14 protein-coding genes and 1 pseudogene are annotated in these 18,098 nt (G+C 51.9%); 3 read left to right on the top strand and 12 right to left on the bottom strand.

Features of this window, described 5'->3' with window-relative positions; genetic code table 11:
* Window positions 1-44: 44 nt before the first annotated feature.
* Together sstT and MWU62_RS17465 are read right to left on the bottom strand one after the other, a co-directional pair.
* Window positions 45-1,104: pseudogene (gene sstT, locus MWU62_RS17470) on the bottom strand (serine/threonine transporter SstT).
* Between the two features lie 432 nt (window positions 1,105-1,536).
* Complete coding sequence (locus MWU62_RS17465) at window positions 1,537-2,130, bottom strand: hypothetical protein (RefSeq protein ID WP_247116074.1); 594 nt, start codon at window positions 2,128-2,130, stop codon at window positions 1,537-1,539.
* A gap of 327 nt (window positions 2,131-2,457) precedes the next feature.
* Here MWU62_RS17465 and MWU62_RS17460 point away from each other — a divergent pair, with 327 nt between their 5' ends.
* The gene (locus tag MWU62_RS17460) at window positions 2,458-3,042 is read left to right on the top strand and encodes a hypothetical protein (protein WP_247116073.1); all 585 of its coding nucleotides are present in this window, start codon (window positions 2,458-2,460) and stop codon (window positions 3,040-3,042) included.
* Between the two features lie 3 nt (window positions 3,043-3,045).
* Here MWU62_RS17460 and MWU62_RS17455 read toward each other — a convergent pair whose 3' ends face one another.
* The gene (locus MWU62_RS17455) at window positions 3,046-3,243 is read right to left on the bottom strand and encodes a hypothetical protein (protein ID WP_247116072.1); all 198 of its coding nucleotides are present in this window, start codon (window positions 3,241-3,243) and stop codon (window positions 3,046-3,048) included.
* Window positions 3,244-3,412: 169 nt separating this feature from the next.
* Between MWU62_RS17455 and MWU62_RS17450 the strand changes: the two genes are divergently transcribed.
* On the top strand, window positions 3,413-3,865 hold the full coding sequence (locus MWU62_RS17450) for a DUF302 domain-containing protein (RefSeq protein ID WP_247116071.1): 453 nt from the start codon (window positions 3,413-3,415) through the stop codon (window positions 3,863-3,865).
* A gap of 115 nt (window positions 3,866-3,980) precedes the next feature.
* Here the strand turns inward: MWU62_RS17450 and MWU62_RS17445 are convergent, their stop codons facing one another.
* The 4 genes from MWU62_RS17445 to MWU62_RS17430 form a co-directional block, all read right to left on the bottom strand.
* Window positions 3,981-5,483, bottom strand: a complete 1,503-nt coding sequence (locus tag MWU62_RS17445) for an NAD(P)/FAD-dependent oxidoreductase (protein WP_247116070.1) — start codon at window positions 5,481-5,483, stop codon at window positions 3,981-3,983.
* 204 nt (window positions 5,484-5,687) lie between these two features.
* Window positions 5,688-7,310 (bottom strand): GMC family oxidoreductase N-terminal domain-containing protein, encoded by a 1,623-nt coding sequence (locus MWU62_RS17440; RefSeq protein WP_247116069.1) that lies wholly within the window; start codon window positions 7,308-7,310, stop codon window positions 5,688-5,690.
* Window positions 7,311-7,376: 66 nt separating this feature from the next.
* Complete coding sequence (locus tag MWU62_RS17435) at window positions 7,377-9,032, bottom strand: acetolactate synthase large subunit (RefSeq protein ID WP_247116068.1); 1,656 nt, start codon at window positions 9,030-9,032, stop codon at window positions 7,377-7,379.
* A 76-nt stretch (window positions 9,033-9,108) separates the two neighbouring features.
* Entirely contained in the window at window positions 9,109-10,722 is a 1,614-nt protein-coding gene (locus MWU62_RS17430) for an FAD-dependent oxidoreductase (protein WP_247116067.1), read from the bottom strand.
* Between the two features lie 146 nt (window positions 10,723-10,868).
* Here MWU62_RS17430 and MWU62_RS17425 point away from each other — a divergent pair, with 146 nt between their 5' ends.
* A complete protein-coding gene (locus MWU62_RS17425) occupies window positions 10,869-11,882 on the top strand; it encodes an AraC family transcriptional regulator (RefSeq protein WP_247116066.1) in 1,014 nt (337 codons plus the stop codon).
* Here MWU62_RS17425 and MWU62_RS17420 read toward each other — a convergent pair.
* The 5 genes from MWU62_RS17420 to MWU62_RS17400 form a co-directional block, all read right to left on the bottom strand.
* Window positions 11,879-13,621 carry an amidohydrolase family protein gene (locus MWU62_RS17420; RefSeq protein WP_247116065.1) on the bottom strand — a complete coding sequence of 581 codons (1,743 nt, stop codon included), beginning with the start codon at window positions 13,619-13,621 and terminating at the stop codon, window positions 11,879-11,881. The two genes, MWU62_RS17425 and MWU62_RS17420, sit on opposite strands and share 4 nt — an antisense overlap.
* A 64-nt stretch (window positions 13,622-13,685) precedes the next feature.
* Window positions 13,686-14,387 carry a FadR/GntR family transcriptional regulator gene (locus tag MWU62_RS17415; RefSeq protein ID WP_247116064.1) on the bottom strand — a complete coding sequence of 234 codons (702 nt, stop codon included), beginning with the start codon at window positions 14,385-14,387 and terminating at the stop codon, window positions 13,686-13,688.
* Window positions 14,388-14,504: 117 nt separating this feature from the next.
* The gene (locus MWU62_RS17410) at window positions 14,505-15,488 is read right to left on the bottom strand and encodes a DMT family transporter (RefSeq protein WP_247116063.1); all 984 of its coding nucleotides are present in this window, start codon (window positions 15,486-15,488) and stop codon (window positions 14,505-14,507) included.
* 127 nt (window positions 15,489-15,615) lie between these two features.
* Window positions 15,616-16,350 carry a ribonuclease activity regulator RraA gene (locus MWU62_RS17405; RefSeq protein ID WP_247116062.1) on the bottom strand — a complete coding sequence of 245 codons (735 nt, stop codon included), beginning with the start codon at window positions 16,348-16,350 and terminating at the stop codon, window positions 15,616-15,618.
* An 83-nt stretch (window positions 16,351-16,433) separates the two neighbouring features.
* Complete coding sequence (locus MWU62_RS17400; protein ID WP_247116061.1) at window positions 16,434-18,011, bottom strand: aldehyde dehydrogenase (NADP(+)); 1,578 nt, start codon at window positions 18,009-18,011, stop codon at window positions 16,434-16,436.
* Window positions 18,012-18,098 lie beyond the last annotated feature (87 nt).

Raw genomic sequence — 18,098 nt, 5'->3', positions numbered from 1 at the left:
CATAGTTAGCTCTGTCCAACGACCGCTGGTTTTCCATAGATAGCTTAACGCTGCTTGGCGTCAGCCCGTCGACAAGCAGCTGCGGTAAATAATACATCAGTAGATGAGTTCAGCGCTGTCTCCATAGAATCTTGGACCACGCTAATCACAAAACCAATCGCAACCGCTTGCATGGCTACTTCCGTTGGAATTCCGAACAAACTGGTTGCCAGGGGGATCAGCAGAAGCGACCCACCAGCAACGCCAGACACACCACAGGCTGCCAATGCCGAGACGACGCAAAGTAGGAGCGCCGTTCCAAAATCCACCGGGATTCCAAGCGTATGCGCCGTAGCGAGGGTAATCACAGAAATGGTAATCGCCGCGCCAGCCATGTTTACCGTGGCACCGAGAGGGATAGAAATCGAGTAGGTGTCGGGATCCAGTTTCAGGCGCTCCGACAGCTCCAGATTAACGGGGATATTAGCTGCAGAACTGCGCGTAAAAAAGGCCGTAATCGCACTGCCCCGCAAGCACTCAAACACCAACGGATAGGGATTGCTGCGAATCTGCCAGAAAACAATGAGTGGATTCGTAACCAGAGCCACGAACAATCCCGGAGATGGCGTCAGACAAGTCTTGAAGGCCTTGCTGAGTGGTATCGCTGGCTGTACGGAGCATAAACCCGAAACCAACCGCCCAGACAAGTATGGCAATAAAATTGGACTCCATAAGTGCTCGAACCGGATTGCTTACCGCGCTGAGCACTAGATTATGAAGGATTTCGCCGATGTTCGACGGCGGATTACCACTGACGCCGGTCAAATCGAGCGATAGCTGAGTTGGAACCAGAAAGCTGGCGACCACAGCAACCACGGCTGCCGCAAGTGTTCCTAATATGTAAAGCAGCAACACTCCACGTATGTGGGTGGGCTGCCCCTGAGTGTGGCCGGCAATGGCCGCCGCCACCAACACAAAAACCAACACCGGGGCGACCGCTTTCAATGCCTTCACAAACAGCTGACCAAGCAGCGCCACCGAGCTAGCAGCATCAGGTGATACAACCACCAGTAAAACACCGGCGACAATGCCAAGAGCAATCTGAGAAACAAGCCCCAAACGCATGATCGGTCGAAATAAGTTGGTCAGTGCAGAAAACATGGAAACCTCGCGCGGCTCTTTCAATGGAGTGGATGCTTGGTGGGCGCTTATGGTGCCGCATCGAGATCCCCTCGTTAATTCCACGAGGCGCAAGCGCCACTGTGCTCCCCCCTTTTTTGCCCAAACCCATAGAATCAACGGCGAACCTTACTGGCGCATTTGTGTACATTTGGAACCCCGCATCAACGCGGTTGTTCGTATGAGTTCTGTCGAGTGCGCCTAAATAGCCCCACACGTAGAGCAAAACTTACTCGTGATACAGGTTATCGCAAGGGGTAAGGTGATGGGCGTCGTACGGGGCATATAGCAAGCGCTACAAGACATACTTTTGGGTTCAGTATGTACAATAATGAATTATATTCCCTATAGATTTCATATGACTTATCAACATCCAAATCAATCTTTTCCATAATCTTGCAATGCATAAATTAATATGCCGAGATGCACAGGTAAAAATAAAATATCGACCGCTAATGCCGGGATAGCACCTATCGCCCTAACCCATGGCGCCCAAGGTTCACTGTAAACTCTGTAACCATCATAAATGATAACCTTTTTATTAGATGGATTATAAATCGAGAAAGCAAATGACGACGAATTTCGAGATGGATGGACAAACACAGCAATATTCTCTGGAGAGTATTTTCTTTCAATAAATCTTGCATCTCCACTGGCTGAGTTAATCAAGAGCACCTCTTCTTCTGAATCATACCAATTAGGTAAGTCATCAATAATCTCATGCCTGCTTGACTTTATATCTATCAAAACATATTTTTCAGATCGCGATATCTCTTTACGGTAACTTTCTTTTCCTAAAGATGAGACGTATTTTATAATATACTCGTCACCACGATTTTTCACTACCGCGTTTCTGTCACGTATATTCTCAACTTTTTTACCTGCTGAACGAACTGCGCTAGTGGCAACACAACCACTTATCGCATTAAATGAGAATATTGCCATTAAAAACCAACATGCTATTTTGCGCACTTTTTTTACCTGAAGATTAAAAAATAAAAAGTAAATAAAGGCCTCTCATACCGAAGACCTTCCTTGCGAGCTTGCCAATCGCGCGTCGGAGCATATGAACTCAGAGTTGACGGGCTACCGGAAAAATGATTAAAATTTGTTTAGTTTGAAGTAAGCATGGATTGCTGAAGCTATCTTACAGGGAAATTTGCCTACGTATTGCGCTAACTGCTCGCCATCGCTACCTCAGATTTCACAACCTAAATCTCTCTCATCGGGCAACCGTTTTAGCTTAACGGGAAGCCTGAAAATTTTATATGGGTAGTAAAAATGATTAGAAATTGGCTAATGAAAATATCCTTTTATGCCATCATTGGTGGTATTCTTATTTCTGGTTGGGGTTTGTATCAGACCTATCTAAAACGCAACGTTGGTTCAGAGATTACTGCACTCACCACAAAACAACTCGACACTCTTGAGCAAGAATTCATCTACGCAGAAGTTACCGGTGGCGTTCCGGATTTCAACAATTCGTATAAGATTAGCCTCACAAGAAAGGGAAAGCGAGAGCTTTCGTCCTACATTTTTACGCCCATACTCAACCCCAGCACGGGAAAGCTCTCATACATTCATAAATCCAATGATGGACTTGATCCAAGCGCTGTCGTACAAGGTGCAATCGATCAGAAAGGGCTTCTGGAGCCCGCAAGTGAAGTTGATTCAAAGCTCGTGGAAGCACTGCAAGAGTCCTATCCGGAAATCTCGAAGACCTTTGTACTTGACACGAACTACAATCCCAAAACAGGCACCAGCGATCTCGCTAAAGCCGGTATTGGGGCGCTGATGCTGCTACTCGGCATGGGGGGGCGTTTTGGTTTGCGGCGCAAAAGCAGCAATGGTCCAGTCATTCAAAGTGACAACTCAATGGTGTAATTTTTAAACCAATGCCAAAGGCGCTTCCGAAGCGTTGCGCCCAAGGTTCTGAGGAATAGTACCCGGCAATGAATCGCCACACTGATCCAGAATAAAGAAACCATCAAAACACGGAGCCTGAGTGGCGAAAAGAAAGGCTAGTGTCGTCTGGCGCAGTCCAAGCCGGTGGTCAGCGACTTCTTCCACGAGGCATGTAGCCATTCATCATTATGATGTTCGGTTGTCTGCTGATTGTTTACTTCTTCCTTATTGTCGCGCTTAACTTGCCCTTATACCTATATCGAGGGCAAATCAGGTGATAGGCTGATTTTCAAATCACGTACGACAGAATGTCGTACTACAGGCACAAACATCGTCATCGAAGTAGGTCATGAAGACAATAAAGTACGCTGTCGCACTCTTTCTGGTTATGGTATTCACCCAAGCCCACGCCGCTGATGGCCTGATTTCGGTTAAGAGCCCTTACAGCGCTCAGGAAACCATGAACAAGTTCGAAGACGTTGTGAAAAGCAAAGGCTTGAACGTGTTTGCGCGCATAGACCATGCAGCAGGTGCTGAAAAAGCAGGTACGGTTCTTAGACCTACCGAGTTGCTGATTTTTGGAAATCCACAGGGCGGAACCCCATTCATGAAGTGCGCACAAACTGTCGGGATAGACCTGCCACTTAAGGCCTTGGTTTGGGAGGACGAATCAGGACAGGCATGGCTTGGTTACAACGACCCGACATATTTGGCCAAGCGCCATAAGATTCCAGAATGTGCGGTAGCTGAGAAGCTTGGCGGTGCACTGGCAAGTTTTGTAAAGGCGGCATTGGCGCCTTAGTAAGGCCTAGCCCGTAAAGTATTCTGATCGCTCCGCATCCCGTCAATCAGTATGACCGTAGGCTTGCCGTTGTGCACCTTATCCATACCCTTCCCGTTTTTATTGTAGGTTGGTATTAGGCCGTAGCGGCTTGCTGAAGATCTGACTCCCGGGAGGGTGTGGAAGCTGCAGCTTTAAACAGCAGGTTCCCATCATCCACAGGGTCTTTAACTAGCATTTTTTTATCCTTACCGTAATGCATGGTTATCCTCCATGGGTCGGCCTTTCCCTGCCGGGGCATTTTGTCGATTGCCCGCATGATGTAGCCAGGTGCAAACCCTTCCAGCACACTGGCATCGGTCGCGTTATTCCCTGTGTCTACTGCTGTGGCGACTCGCATTCCGGCTTTGTCCATGTGGGCAAGCAGTCGACATAAATAGCGCCCACCAATATCGCATTTGAGGGTCCAGGGCGCGTTGGTATAGCCAAAAATCCACCCGTAATTGGGTACGTCTTGAATCATAATGCCCTTGTACGCCATTTTTCCGGGCAGGTTCACTTCTTCATTGTCGATGCTGAGTGTCGACCCACCCATCAACTGAACCTCCAACCCTGTCGCAGCCACAACAATATCTGCGGCAATATGCTGGCCTGTTTTCAACACAATGCCGGTTTCATCAAAGCGGTCGATATGGTCGGTTACGATAGTCGCCTTCCCCGAGCGCAAGCTTTCAAAAAAGTCTCCATCAGGCGCAGCACACAGGCGCTGATCCCACGGCATGTACTCAGGTGTAAGATGACGTTTATCAATGTTTGGCGCATGTTTGTACATATGCGACAAAAACATCTTTCGCATCGTGTTAGGCCAACGTTGGCAAGCTAAGTAAAGAGCACGCTGGAAAAGAATGTTGCGCCTGCGGGCCAGTTTGAACACCCAAGCCCTTGGTAATACTTTGTTCAACACCATCGACATCTTGTCGGTGTTCGGTAGGGACATAATGTAAGTAGGTGAGCGTTGCAGCATGGTAACTTTTGCAGCTTTTTTCGCCATGGCTGGCACCAGCGTTACTGCAGTAGCACCACTACCGATGACCACCACTTTCTTTCCGCTATAATCGAAATCTTTAGGCAAGCTCTGGGGGTGAACAATATCCCCTTTAAAAACGTCTTCCTTGGGGAAGCTTGGGCGATAGCCCTGATCGAAGTTGTAATATCCGGCACAGTTAACCAGGAAGTTGCAGCTAAGCACTGCCTCCTCACCCGTTGCTTCCTGTACAGAAGAAACTATCCACTTTTGTTCTTTGGTCGACCAATTAGAGTTCTTGAGCTTCAGGCCAAATTTGATCTTCTCGTACAATCCGAATTCTTCTGCCGTTTCGCGCACATACTCACGTATATCGTCGCCTTGGGCTAATACGTTTTCGGAATACCAAGGCTTGAAGTTAAACCCGAAGCTGGCCATGTCGGAATCCGAGCGTATGCCGGGATAACGAAACAGATCCCAAGTGCCTCCCACGTTTTCACGGCGCTCCAGTATCGCAAGAGATTTTTCAGGGTGTTCCCGTGCAATGTGACATGCCGTTCCAATGCCGGAGAGCCCGGCACCAATAATGATGATGTCGTAGTGTTTTATGGCCACCTGAGTTTCCTTGTTGTTGTTTTCTAACCAATGTTAACGTTGATTTTCGCAAAGGCTGCCGAGACAATATCGATAGAATAAGACATTTTTTTGATATAACACGCCATTCCAACCTCTTGCACACACAAGTGTACCGATAAGCATCGCTCGAAAGTTGGGTTCGGAGATAGCCCCTGCAGCCTGCCAGAATGACCCTCTACTCGTTTACCCAGAGGTATTCAGAGCCTGTTTCGGTGCGTTCAAAATACTGTAAGCACCCTTCTCGGCAATCATCACAGTCGGTGCATGAATATTGCTGCCGGTAATAGTCGGCATCACAGACGAATCGACAACTCGCAACCTCTTCACTCCATGAACCCGCAACTCTGCATCCACCACAGCCATGGCATCTACTCCCATGACGCAAGTGCCGGCCGTGTGATAGACCGTCTCAACATTTTTTCGTATCCACTGGCGCAATTGGTCATCGTTCTGAACCATTGGCCCCGGGCTCTCCTCACCGCCGTGGAAGCGTTCCATGGCTGGCTGGGCGAGAATCTCACGGCCCAGACGAATACCCCGCACCAGAGCATCAAGCTCTTTTTTCCGGCCAAAGTAGTTGGCATGAATAACCGGATGCACAAACGGATCAGCACTGCGTAGCCTTATACTGCCGCGACTCTCTGGGCGGAGATGGCAGATATGAAGCACGAATCCCGCTCGCAGTGATGTGAACAAGCCACGGCCATGGGGCTGCATCCGGATGGCGGCAAACTGCAGTTGCAGATCTGGGATAGACTCATCTGGGTGCGAGCGTACAAAACCACCACAATCCGTGGGCGTAAACACGAAGTTTTTCTGCCTCAGCATCCGCACGCAAAAAGCCATGCTGTTACGGGTCGGAGCGACCGCCAGCGAGGTACCGGTCTTGTCCCGGCAGCGAATGATGACATCGGGATGATCCTGCAAGTTTTCACCAACGCCCGGCAAATCATGGACCAATGGAATGCCATGGGCCGTCAGCTCAGCGGCCGGGCCCACACCAGAGAGCTTCAGTAGTTGCGGTGAATTGATAACACCGGCACTGAGGATAACTTCTCTAGTGGCCGCCAGAATGTCACGCTTACCCCGCTGCCCGTTCCGAGCAAATTCCACCCCGGTGGCAACCCTACCATCAAAACAAATTCGGGTGACATGCACGCCCGTTAGAACGGTAAGATTGGGCCGAACCAAGGCTTCGTCCAAAAATGAGTAAGCGCTGTTTGCCCGTTGACCTAAAGGTGTCTGGGTTACCTGAAAAAAACCACAACCTTCCTGTTCTCCATCATTGAAGTCTTTTCTAATGGTTTCGCCAGCTTCACCGCAGGCATCCACAAAAGCCTCACTGACAGGAAAATGGTAGTTGGTATCCACAACATCCATGGTGCCTTGATTGCCATGACAACCATCAGCACCGCGTTCCTGCCGTTCCGAGTGACGGAACCAGGGCAGCACACTCTGGTAATCCCAGCCGGGGTTGCCCAGTGAGGCCCAGTGGTCGAAATCCTGCGGGTGGCCACGGGTGTAAATCATGGCATTGATGGAGCTAGACCCTCCCAACGCTCGGCCCCGAGGCCAGAAAAACGGGCGATTGCCGGTGTATTCATCCGGCTCGGTATGATAGCGCCAGTTGTATGTACGGCTGTTCATCAACATCAACATATTCAACGGGTTGCAGTTGCGTATCCAGTGTGTGCGATCACTGGGACCAGCCTCTAGCAGGCAAACCCGGTTACCCGGATCTTCCGACAGTCGGTTGGCCAACACACAGCCGGCAGATCCAGCCCCGATGATGATGTAGTCGTACATGGCGGCTCCTGTTTTGCTGATCTTTTTGGCATCAGGGCAACCGGCCAGAGGTTGCCCGTTGACCGGTCAGGGCGCGATCTTGTTTTTCAGGGTACGGGTGACCGACAAAGGCAAGCTCGGTAACGAACGCAGCACCCAAGGCAGGATTTTGCGTTTCAATCCGTTGAGGGATTCCGGCACCATGGCTTCGATCAAGTGTGGGCCCGGCTGTGACAACGCATATTCAAGTGCGTGATTGAAGGCTTCAGCGGTGTCTACCCGAACGCCATGAACCCCCATGCCCTGCGCCAACTGGGCAAAGTTCAGCACCGGCCCGTTCAGGTCCAACTGAGATTTGGCCTTGTCTCCGACATCTTCTGCACCCACTCGCTCCAGCTCTATGTTCAGCACCGAGTAAGAAGCGTTGTTGAATATAATGGTGGTGACATTCAACTGCTCACGGGCCATGGTCCAAAGGGCTTGAATGGTGTACATGGCGGTGCCATCGCCGATCAGTGCAATCACTGGCCGTTCCGGGCAAGCAATAGCCGCGCCGACTGCGTTGGGCAGGCCCTGGCCAATGGCACCTCCGGTCAAGGCAATCATGTCATGACGGGGCGAGCCTGCGGTCATGGCATTCAGCATCAGCCCTGAAGTAATGGCCTCGTCGATAATAATGGCATTCTCTGGCAGGTAGTGGCCTACGGCCTTGCAGACTTTGGGTGCTGAGAGGCGACCACGAGGTGCCGATGGGCGCTGCAGTTTTTGAGTCTTGGGCTGAGCTTTGTCGGCTCCCAATGCCGCGACCAGTTTTTCAAGGCTGGCCAGAGCGTCCTGTTCTGGACGGGACAAGGTGTGAACCGTGCAAGTATCCGGCACCAGATAGCTCTTTTTGCCAGGGTAGGCAAAGAAGGAAACGGGCGCCTTGCTGTCTACCAAAATAAGGTGATCAATGTCGGCCAGTTGAACGCCTGCCAGTTCCGCCAAATAGGCTACACGCTCAACCGGCGGCAGGCCTTCACCACGTTCCATACGAGTCGGAAAGGTTTCTGCAAGCAGCGTCACACCGTTTGCAGCGGCAACCTTAGCGGCCGCCATCAATGCCCGCTCTCGCAAAGCCCGGCCCCCAAGTAGCAGTGCTGTCTTTTTGCCGGAGCGAATGGCGTCCACCACAGCGCGAACGGCACCATCATCGGCAGCCGGGGGCGCTACCTGCGCCGGAAGCGCGCATGGGCTACCCCCCTCTCCCCAAGAGACATCGGCGGGCAGGATCAACGTGGCCACTTGGCCGGGCAGGCCGCGGGCGGTTGTGATGGCTTCTACCGCGTCTTTACACAATTCAGCGGTAGTTTGTGACGTACGGACAAAACCCGGTGACACATTGCGAGCTACAGTTTCAATATCAGACTGCAACTGCGCATCGTATTTCACGTGGGCAACAGCGTGGTCCCCTACAATGTTTACCACCGGCACCTTGCCTTTGCGAGCATTGTGCAGGTTTGCCAAACCATTACCGAGCCCGCAACCTAGGTGCAGCAGAGTGGCGGCAGGTTTGTCGGCCATTCTGGCGTAACCATCTGCCGCACCGGTTGCCACCCCTTCAAACAACGCCAGCACGGCGCGCATTTTCGGTTCATCATCAAGCGCCGCTACAAAGTGCATTTCGCTGGTTCCGGGATTGCTGAAACAAACTTCGATACCAGCATCCACCAGGGTTTTCATCAAGGCTTGTGCGCCGTTCATGGGAAATCTCCTTATTTTTGTCTTGTCACGGTTAGTACCGCGTATGCAAGCTTGATCATTGTTGTACTGCTCTCAACTAGGCTCTGGCTAAAATGGACCTTGCTGCTGCCCGGGCGGTCATAATGCAACCCGGTAAAAACGTGCCTTCGAGAGATCGTTTGCCATTACAGCCGCCCCCACCAAAACCAGCAGCTTCACCCACACAGTAAAGCCCGGGTATGGGCTTATTGTCGGCTCCAAGCGCACGGGACATAAGATCGGTACGCAAGCCTCCGAGGCTTTTGCGTGTAATCAGTTGCATGCGCACAGCGATAAATGGCCCGGTGCCTTTCTTTTGCAGCGGCGCAGGCTTGCTGGTGCGCAGCTTATCCGGCCCCCATTGGCGGGCATGCATTATGCGGCGGATTTGATCATCGTTTTCCAGCTTGCTGCCAGCCGAAAAGTTTGCATCGAACGCATCAGCCGTAGCCTGCAACGTGGCTGGGTCAACATCGTGGGAGCGGGTCAGCGCATTCATTTTCTCTGCTAACTCAACGAGCGTGTCTGCAACGAGGAAATCATCGCTTTCACGAGCCATCTGTTTGACCAGATTGTGGTTGCCGGTCAAGGTTTCGAACACAAAACGAACCAACTGTTTGTCGCGTATACGCTGGTTGTGCTCCGCGCCGGAGATGGCAAATTCTTTGGCTGCAATGCGCCAGTTCAGCAGGTGCCAGGTCCATGGCTGCTCCTGCTCGGCAACACGCTGGCATAGCCAGTGGGTATCAAAGCCGGTTACCAGTGGCTCCGGGCCAATCCGCCTGCCTTTATGGTCGAGCCACAGGGCAGATTTGCAAGGGATGGTTGATAGGCCGTGGCCTTTAAAGTGCGGATAAGGATGGGGGAAGCCAGCGGCGTAGTTCCACATTTCCCCAGCGTTAACGATATTGCCACCGAATTTGTCGACCACTTCGTGATGGAGTTTCCCATCGGCGTAAGGATGGGCACCATTCAACATGGCTTTTGGCATGGGTCGATCTTTTGGCCAGTTGGCACGGGTTTGTTGATGGTTCCCGTTGATTCCACCAGTCGCTACCACCACCGTCTGGGCCGTTAAGTGGATCGGTTCACCCGTTCTATCATTGGTGCCAATGGCACCGGTAACGCGACCATCACGGCTCTCCAATGAACTAATGCTGTGCTGATGCAATACTGTGAGGCGATTGCCTATTCCGGCATCCCGCATGGCCGCAATCAGAGTGCGGGTAAGCTCCCGGGAGGTTCCAAACACTATGTGATAGCGCGGCACACTGTTCCCTTCACCTAACCGCCCCCGCTCAACCCAGTTCACCGCAGGCAAAAACTTTATACCTTCGGCTTTCAGCCAGTCATACACCTCACTGCAAGAATTCTGCACATAGTAACGGGCCCAAGCGAGGGAGTGCTCGTCTTCAGTATCTAGCTCACCGAAGCTGACCCAGTCTTTCAAGGCGCGCTCGGGGTTATCCGGAATACCCATTTTGCGTTGCAGCGGAGTATCAACCAAAGCCATACCGCCAAACGCCCACAATGCTAGCCCTCCCAGACGCTCAGGTGTATCCCGGTCTACCAACGTAACGGTTTTGCCCGCCCGAAGAAGTTCCAGCGTCGTAACTATGCCAGCGATACCGCCGCCAATAACCAGTGTGTCTGAGGTAATCTGATTGGCCATATAGAAACTCCTTGGGGCTAGTAGGACATCAAGCTGGGTTGGCCGTAAGGATAACCAGAATAATGCAGATCAACTTTAATTACTTGACCAAACACGAACCAGAATTTGATAATACACGAACCGAAGTCATTTTCAGGACAGGCGTCATGCAATATTTTGCACGCAGTGGGGCGTTAGTGGGCTTTCCCGAAATGGTACGTGGCTACGGCGAGCATCCTTACCGGTTAATGCGCGAGGTCGGCCTTAGCCCCGCCCTCTTGAAAGATACCGACCTGTATATTCCTTACACAAGTCTCGCGGAATTGCTAGCTTTGGCTGCGGAGCGCTGTGGTGCACCGGAATTTGGCGCCCGGTTGGGGTATCGACAGGGATTGGAAGCGGTGGGTGCCCTGGGGTCTTTGATGTGTATGCAATCTACGATTGCAGATGCCGTCCGTATTTTGTTGCGCAACTTGGCCTTCCATGCCCATGGCGTCCAGATTGATGTGGATGTTAATGGGTCTGCGATGGAGATGCGGATGGCGTTCGCGTTCGAAGCCCGCACGGACTGCCGGCAACTGATCGCTCTGAGCTTGGCGCTACTTGTAAGCGGCACAAAGCAGCTGAACGCGGGGGCACCGCAGCCCGAAGAGGTGGAACTGGCCCTAGCCGACAACGGAAACTTCGAGGCGTATCGGGCTTTCCTAGGCCCAAACCTGCAATTTGGCGGGTTAGAGAACCGAGTGCAGTACCCTACTTCACTCCTGAACTTACCCGTTCTGGCAACAAACGATGTGCGCCAGCGCATCAGCCAGCAATGGCAGAGGAACCAAACACAGATCAAGGTGCCTAGCCTGCGATCCCGAGTAGACCGAAGCATCACAGCTCTACTGCCTACTGGCGAATGCAATCTGGATACCGTCGCTAGGGTGTTAGGCAGCCATCCGCGGAGCTTGCAAAACCGCCTAAAATCCGAGAACACCAGCTTTGGTGAGCGCTTGCGAATAAACCGCCAACGTCTCGCCTGTCAGTATTTGAAAAACACCGATATGGATTTGGCCCAGCTGGCTCTGAATTTAGGCTACGCCGACCTAGCACCTTTTAGCAGGGCCTTCAAAACATGGAAAGGATGCTCGCCTCGGGTCTGGCGCAAACAAACTCGAACAGAGCCACGCCTTTAACGTGCGGGAATAAACGAACCGTAGCCCATCTCGCGTCCAAACTCCGGCAAAAACTCTTCCTCATCTACCGCCAGCTTTCCATTGACCATTACAGTTTTCACGATACCCGGATTCCGGTTAACAAGTCTTTGCAGATCAAAGTTTTCCATTTCTCCCCAAGAAACCTCTTCAAGGTTCTGGTTAAAGCCTGATGGATCGAGCACCACAATATCGGCGCGATCGCCCTCCCGAATTTTGCCCGCTTCGATACCAAACCAATCGGCCTGGTCACCGGTCAAACGATGAACTGCCTGTTCCATAGTCATCACCGCATCGCCCTCGTCGATGGATTCCTGAACCAACTTCAACATACGTAGCGGCAAGTTGTAGAAAGCCATATTGCGGATGTGAGCACCGGCATCGCTGAAAGTAATGAGTGTGGTTGGGTCTTTTACTAGTCGTTTCAGAACCTGCTTACGGTGGTTTCCAACCGTGGTGTACCAACGTATTTTTTTGCCGAACTGCACTACCAGATCGAGAAACAAATCCACCACATGGATACCGCGCGCCTTCGCGACCTCCTCAAAGTTTTTACCGATTAGTGATTCATCGGGACAGTCGATGATCATGGCGTCACCAAAATCCCGCTGCCAAACCCGAGGGCTCAGTTTTTCACCGTAGAATTTGCGGAAATTACGGCGGTATTCCTCACTTTGCAGGAGATCGTTTCGTTCAACTGCATCTTTCAAATCCAGAGCCATTTCACCTGCCCCAAATTCCTCAAAGAACACAACATCAATACCGTCTGCGTATACAGTAAAAGGTGTAGGCAGAACCTGCCATCGGAAGTCTCCCCGCAAGGCATTGGTAAACAAAGAGGTTAGCTTGGTAAGGGTTGTTAACGCGGCGCTGCCCTTTAAGTCCATCTGGCTAATCAAAGTCGTTTTCAAGGGTCGCCGCAATAGCCCAACGCACTCGCGAACATACTGAAGAATCTGCAAAGGCGTAGCGGCATTCGGCGCACCTTGATGCACCCGGCCATACTGGCGCACAAGCTTATTCAATCGCGCGATCTCACCCCACTTGGCGTAAGTGCTCGGCAAGCTCTTGGACCATTCGCGATCACCATCCACCTTGTCCCACTTCAGGCACATGGTCGACAGGCCGAGGAAGCCTTCATCAAGCGCCTCTTTCAGCAAACCCTCCATGGTCTGCAATTCTTCTTCGGTGGGCTGGATGGACAAATCTGTGGCTCGGCTTAATCCCATCACCCCAACCCGCATGTCGCTGTGGCCTAGAAAACTGACAACATTAGGTCCAAGGGGCACCTTTTTGATGTGCTCGACCCACTGTTTTGGAGTCGACCAGGTTTTGTGTCCCTTCAGAATCGGCAGTACCCGCTCTCTCGGCACGGTTTCAACGCGGGTAAAAATGTCTGATGCATCCTCATAATCACTGCAGATCATGCTTAAAGAGCAACTACCCACCAATACAGTAGTCACACCATGACGAACCGATTCAGAAAGGCTCGGGCTCACCAATAACTCGGCATCGTAATGGGTATGAGTATCCAGAAATCCCGGCGTGACCCATTTACCAGCGGCGTCGATTACACGGTTGGCCTGATCATGAGGAATAGGATCTGCAGTAACTTTCGCAATGCGACCGTCTTTGACCGCGAGATTACGAATAGATGATGGTGCGCCAGTGCCGTCGAAGTAACGGCCGCCTTCTATGATGAAGTCGTACGGAGTGGTCATCTCGTTTTCTCTTTTTCGATCTTGTTATTGTAGGTATTCGATCATATCAGGATAACTGGGATTATTACTCTGTAACTCCTTCAAACATTCTCCGGCGAGCATTCTCCAAGTGTTGGCGCATGCTCTCCCCTGCCTTATGTTCATCCTTTTCTGCGATGGCATTTACTATAGCCAGATGCTCGTCCTGAACTATTCTCAAACGCTTCTCTGGCGCAAGCAACGACAGGCCACGCGTAATATTCATGCCTTCCTTGATGCTTTCGTGGAGGGACTTGAGAACAGTAGCGTAATAGTGATTGCTCGATGCCTCAGTAATCGCCAGATGAAGTTCGAAGTCTTCGTTCGTTGCCAGATCATGCTTGCTATTTGCCTGGTTGATCGCTTCGTACTTTTCCCATATGCGTTTCAGTTGCTCATCCGTTCTTCTAATTGCAGCCAGCGATGCCGCACTGGACTCTACGTTGGTGCGAAATTCAAAACACCGCTGTATATCTGCAATGCTGGCGATGCGGGCAAACTCTAACACTGCACTATCAGGGCGATTAATTACAAAGCTGCCCGACCCGCGACGAGATATAACCAGATTATCCTCACGCAAGCGTGCGAGCGCCTCCCTCAGTATGGGGCGAGAAACGTTATAGGCTTCACACAAGTCGGCTTCTGTCGGTAACTTCTGATTAACCGGATATTCACCATCGATAATGGAAGACAAAATCTTCTCATACACAACCGATGATAAAGAATGCTTTTCAGTTTTAACTCTCATTCGCTATGAGCCTTAATTGCGCATTCTCTAATCCACGAATGCACTTATGAAAATACGCTAAAAGTGACGGTACTCTATATAACAGTACTTCAGTGGCTGTGAATATTGGCCTCAAACCTAGGAGTCTGCCATGCAGGTTTCTCTACACTTGACGGTTTTAGATTCACGAAGAGGCCGTGACAACTGCCTGTCAGGTATTTTGGTATAGGCGAGCATAACGATTCCGCTAACCACAATAAAGCTGCCAACAACTTGAATCCCACCTAAAACCTGATCAAGAATCAGCCACCCAAATATCAGCCCAGCCACGGGCTCGACGTTCATTACCGGTGCATTGCGAGCAATGTCCAGCCGTGTCACGAGAGTGAATAATACTGAGAAAGCCGCTCCATACAAAATGGCCAAACTGCTTAATGCAACCCAACCCATTGAAGCACTAGGCAGGCTCATTCCATCTGGAACCAGCCCGGCAGCGCCTGCGATAGCGGTCGAGGCAAACACAACCATAATAGTAAGCATACTGCGCACCAACCCCGGCATATTCCCCAGCCGATGATCTGTAATCCATAGAGCACAAGCAAATACTGCCGCAGCAGTGAGACCAAATAGCAAACCCTCTACAAACTTGATATCGATTTCGCCGGAATCCGAAAAACGAGAGGGCAAGTCCAGTGCCAGCGCCAACCCAAACAAGATGAAAAGCATCAATAGGCTCGCCGTGCGCGATGGGCGTGCACCGCCCAACGCCCAAGTGAGCAATGCAAGCATGATAGGCGCAAGATTAACAACCAAAAGCGCCAACGCAATCGGGATTCGCGCCACTGCGGAATAGATGCTGAAGCTTTGGATGGCGATAAGCAGCCCCATCACCAACTGCCAACCCCAGGCTTGTGGTTTGAATCGCAGCGATTCACGGCGCCAAATTACCAATAATATAAGGCCCACCATGGCCACCCCGGAGCGGAAGAGTATGGCTACCAACAATCCGGCGTCGTGATCGAATGCAATACGGGCGGCAACATGGTTGCCAGCGAATGAACAAGCTAGTATTACAAGAATCAAAACCGCAAATTGGCGGGGTAATTGAGCAGACGACGTCATGGCAGCAGCTTCCACTTCAGATAGGTTTACTCGTCAACAACAGAATGGTTTATGTCCGAATTTACTGTGCGGCAGGCCACCCGATGCAGGTGACCTACCGTTCAGATCAGCACATACTCAGGCCTTGTTAACGACTTTCCATGTAGCGCTTGTATTCGGCCTGAGCGTCTTCGCTGGGTGGGTATAGCCCGATGACGGGGGTTCCAGTACGGACTTTCTCAAGTACGTAGTCTTCAAACGCCTCCATTTTTACGGCTTCTTCAGCCACCTCATCTGCCAGTTCCAACGGAATGACGATAATTCCGTCGTCATCACCTACCAATACATCGCCCGGGAAAACAGCCACCCCGCCGCAACCAATGGGTACCTGAATATCAACCCCGTGATGCTTGGTCAGGTTCGTTGGTGCGCTGGCCTTGGCGCAAAAGATCGGCATATTCATGGCTGCTGCATCTTTAGAATCACGAATACCCGCGTCCGATACAAATCCCGCGCAGTTACGGTATTCAAGCCGATTCAGCAAAATGCTTCCTGCGCTTGCGGCGGAGGCATCCTGACGACAGTCGGATACCAGCACCATACCTTCCGGAACAGATTCTACGGCAACCCGCTGCGGGTGCTTTGGATCCCTGAATGCGGCAACTGTGTCGATATCTTCCCGTGCGGGAATATAGCGCAGAGTGAAGGCTTGGCCGACCATTTTGACCGAACCGCTATTTATTTTGCCGACGCCTTGAATGTACGTATTACGGAGGCCTCGCTTAAACAGAATCGTGTGTAGCGATGCGGTAGATGCGCGCATCAGGCCTGCTTTAGCTGTGCTGGATAGGGTTTGCTTTGGAGCGCCTTCAGAAATACCCATGTCATATTCTCTTTTTGGTATGTAGTGGATAGAGCGCCCGCTGGTTTTGAATCGCGGCGCGCCTTGCTTACAAATTGACGGCCTTACTCCCGAGCGCCATCGACCAAACGTGAAACCGCCAAGGGGTTTCCATCTCTAAGCGCATCAGGTAGTAGTGCTTGCGGTATCCCTTGATAACAAACCGGGCGCAGGAAGCGCTGAATAGCCGCGGTGCCAACAGACGTGCTCCGGCTATCAGAAGTGGCCGGCCATGGGCCACCGTGAACCATTGCCTCACACACTTCGACACCAGTGGGCCACGCATTTGCAAGAATTCTTCCGGCTTTACGCTCCAGGGTCGGCAGCAGCGCCTCAACCATGGAGTAATCGGCCTCGGCCATGTGAACCGTGGCTGTCAACTGGCCTTCCAAATGCTCCAGTACCTCTTGAAGTTGAGCCATGTCCGAGCATTCGATAATCAACGAGCAGGAGCCAAACACTTCGGCGTGCAAACGCTCATCCTTGATAAAGTCAGCCGCACTCGCTGCGAACAAAGTGCTGTGGCATGGACTGTGTGAATCACTATCGAGCTTACTTGTGGCGACCTCTTTAGCCTTGCCAGTCTCCCGCAACTGCGTCAGCCCGGCGCTATAGGCTGAATGTATACCCGGTGTCAGCATGGTCTGCGGCGCACTTTTACTCACTTCCGCTGCCGCAGCATCCTTGAAGCGATCCAGCCCCGCACTCTTCACAGCGAGGATCAAACCAGGGTTAGTGCAAAACTGCCCTGCGCCCATGTTGAGTGACGCTACAAACGCTTGCCCCAGTGTTTCGGGCGTTTCTTCCAGAGCGGCTGGCATGAGTACCACAGGGTTAATACTGCTCATTTCAGCATATACGGGTATCGGCTGCGGGCGGTTGTTTGCAGCTTTCATCAGAGCCGTTCCGCCACTCCGTGAGCCGGTGAAACCAACTGCCTGAATACGGGGGTCGGTAACCAGTGCCTGGCCCAGCTCTTTGCCAGCGCCATAAAGCAATGAAAACACACCGGATGGAAGCTCACAGATAGCCACTGCTTTTTGCACGGCACGCCCGACCAGCTCAGATGTCCCTGGGTGAGCAGAGTGAGCTTTAACCACAACCGGGCAACCCGCCGCCAGAGCTGATGCCGTATCACCACCGGCAACCGAAAAAGCTAAAGGAAAGTTACTGGCACCGAATACAGCTACCGGGCCAATGGCGATGTGCCGCTGCCGTAGATCGGTGCGCGGCAGAGGGCTGCGATCAGGCAATGCAGGATCGACGCGCACATCGAGCCACTCGCCTGCACGAATGACTTTCGAAAAAAGCCGCAACTGGCCGCACGTTCGACCGCGCTCACCTTCCAGCCTGGCACGAGGCAAGCCGGTTTCCTGCATGGCGCGCTCAATCAGCACATCCCCAACTGCTTCAATTTGATCAGCAATTGTTTCGAGAAATTCCGCTCTGCGTGTCAACGATGTCTCGCGATACAGGTCAAATACTGACCATGCCAACTGGGTTGCTTGCTCGACCTCTTCCTGGCCGCAACTGCCGTAGCCGGGTTCAATAGGTTGGCCGCTAGCCGGATTGATTGCGTAGATCGGCTTACCCGTCGCTGCAATGGATTCTTGCCCGATGAGCTGGTGTCCTTTGAGGTGCATAAAAGAATACCCTGAGATAGATAGGAAGTGGGCGCCCCGCTGAGTTAACAGGGCGCTATAACATGCGAAGCTGTTAGCGGATGAGCG

It is taken from the genome of Marinobacter sp. S6332 (genome assembly GCF_023016045.1).
GTDB lineage: Bacteria > Pseudomonadota > Gammaproteobacteria > Pseudomonadales > Oleiphilaceae > Marinobacter.
This window is presented reverse-complemented; position numbering and strand designations above follow the sequence as displayed.

Coding starts and splice junctions, on each gene's coding strand:
- MWU62_RS17460 (WP_247116073.1), top strand. CDS start 2,458: ATGAAAATATCCTTTTATGCCATCATTGGTGGTATTCTTATTTCTGGT.
- MWU62_RS17455 (WP_247116072.1), bottom strand. CDS start 3,243: ATGGCTACATGCCTCGTGGAAGAAGTCGCTGACCACCGGCTTGGACTG.
- MWU62_RS17450 (WP_247116071.1), top strand. CDS start 3,413: ATGAAGACAATAAAGTACGCTGTCGCACTCTTTCTGGTTATGGTATTC.
- MWU62_RS17440 (WP_247116069.1), bottom strand. CDS start 7,310: ATGTACGACTACATCATCATCGGGGCTGGATCTGCCGGCTGTGTGTTG.
- MWU62_RS17435 (WP_247116068.1), bottom strand. CDS start 9,032: ATGAACGGCGCACAAGCCTTGATGAAAACCCTGGTGGATGCTGGTATC.
- MWU62_RS17430 (WP_247116067.1), bottom strand. CDS start 10,722: ATGGCCAATCAGATTACCTCAGACACACTGGTTATTGGCGGCGGTATC.
- MWU62_RS17425 (WP_247116066.1), top strand. CDS start 10,869: ATGCAATATTTTGCACGCAGTGGGGCGTTAGTGGGCTTTCCCGAAATG.
- MWU62_RS17420 (WP_247116065.1), bottom strand. CDS start 13,621: ATGACCACTCCGTACGACTTCATCATAGAAGGCGGCCGTTACTTCGAC.
- MWU62_RS17415 (WP_247116064.1), bottom strand. CDS start 14,387: ATGAGAGTTAAAACTGAAAAGCATTCTTTATCATCGGTTGTGTATGAG.
- MWU62_RS17410 (WP_247116063.1), bottom strand. CDS start 15,488: ATGACGTCGTCTGCTCAATTACCCCGCCAATTTGCGGTTTTGATTCTT.
- MWU62_RS17405 (WP_247116062.1), bottom strand. CDS start 16,350: ATGGGTATTTCTGAAGGCGCTCCAAAGCAAACCCTATCCAGCACAGCT.
- MWU62_RS17400 (WP_247116061.1), bottom strand. CDS start 18,011: ATGCACCTCAAAGGACACCAGCTCATCGGGCAAGAATCCATTGCAGCG.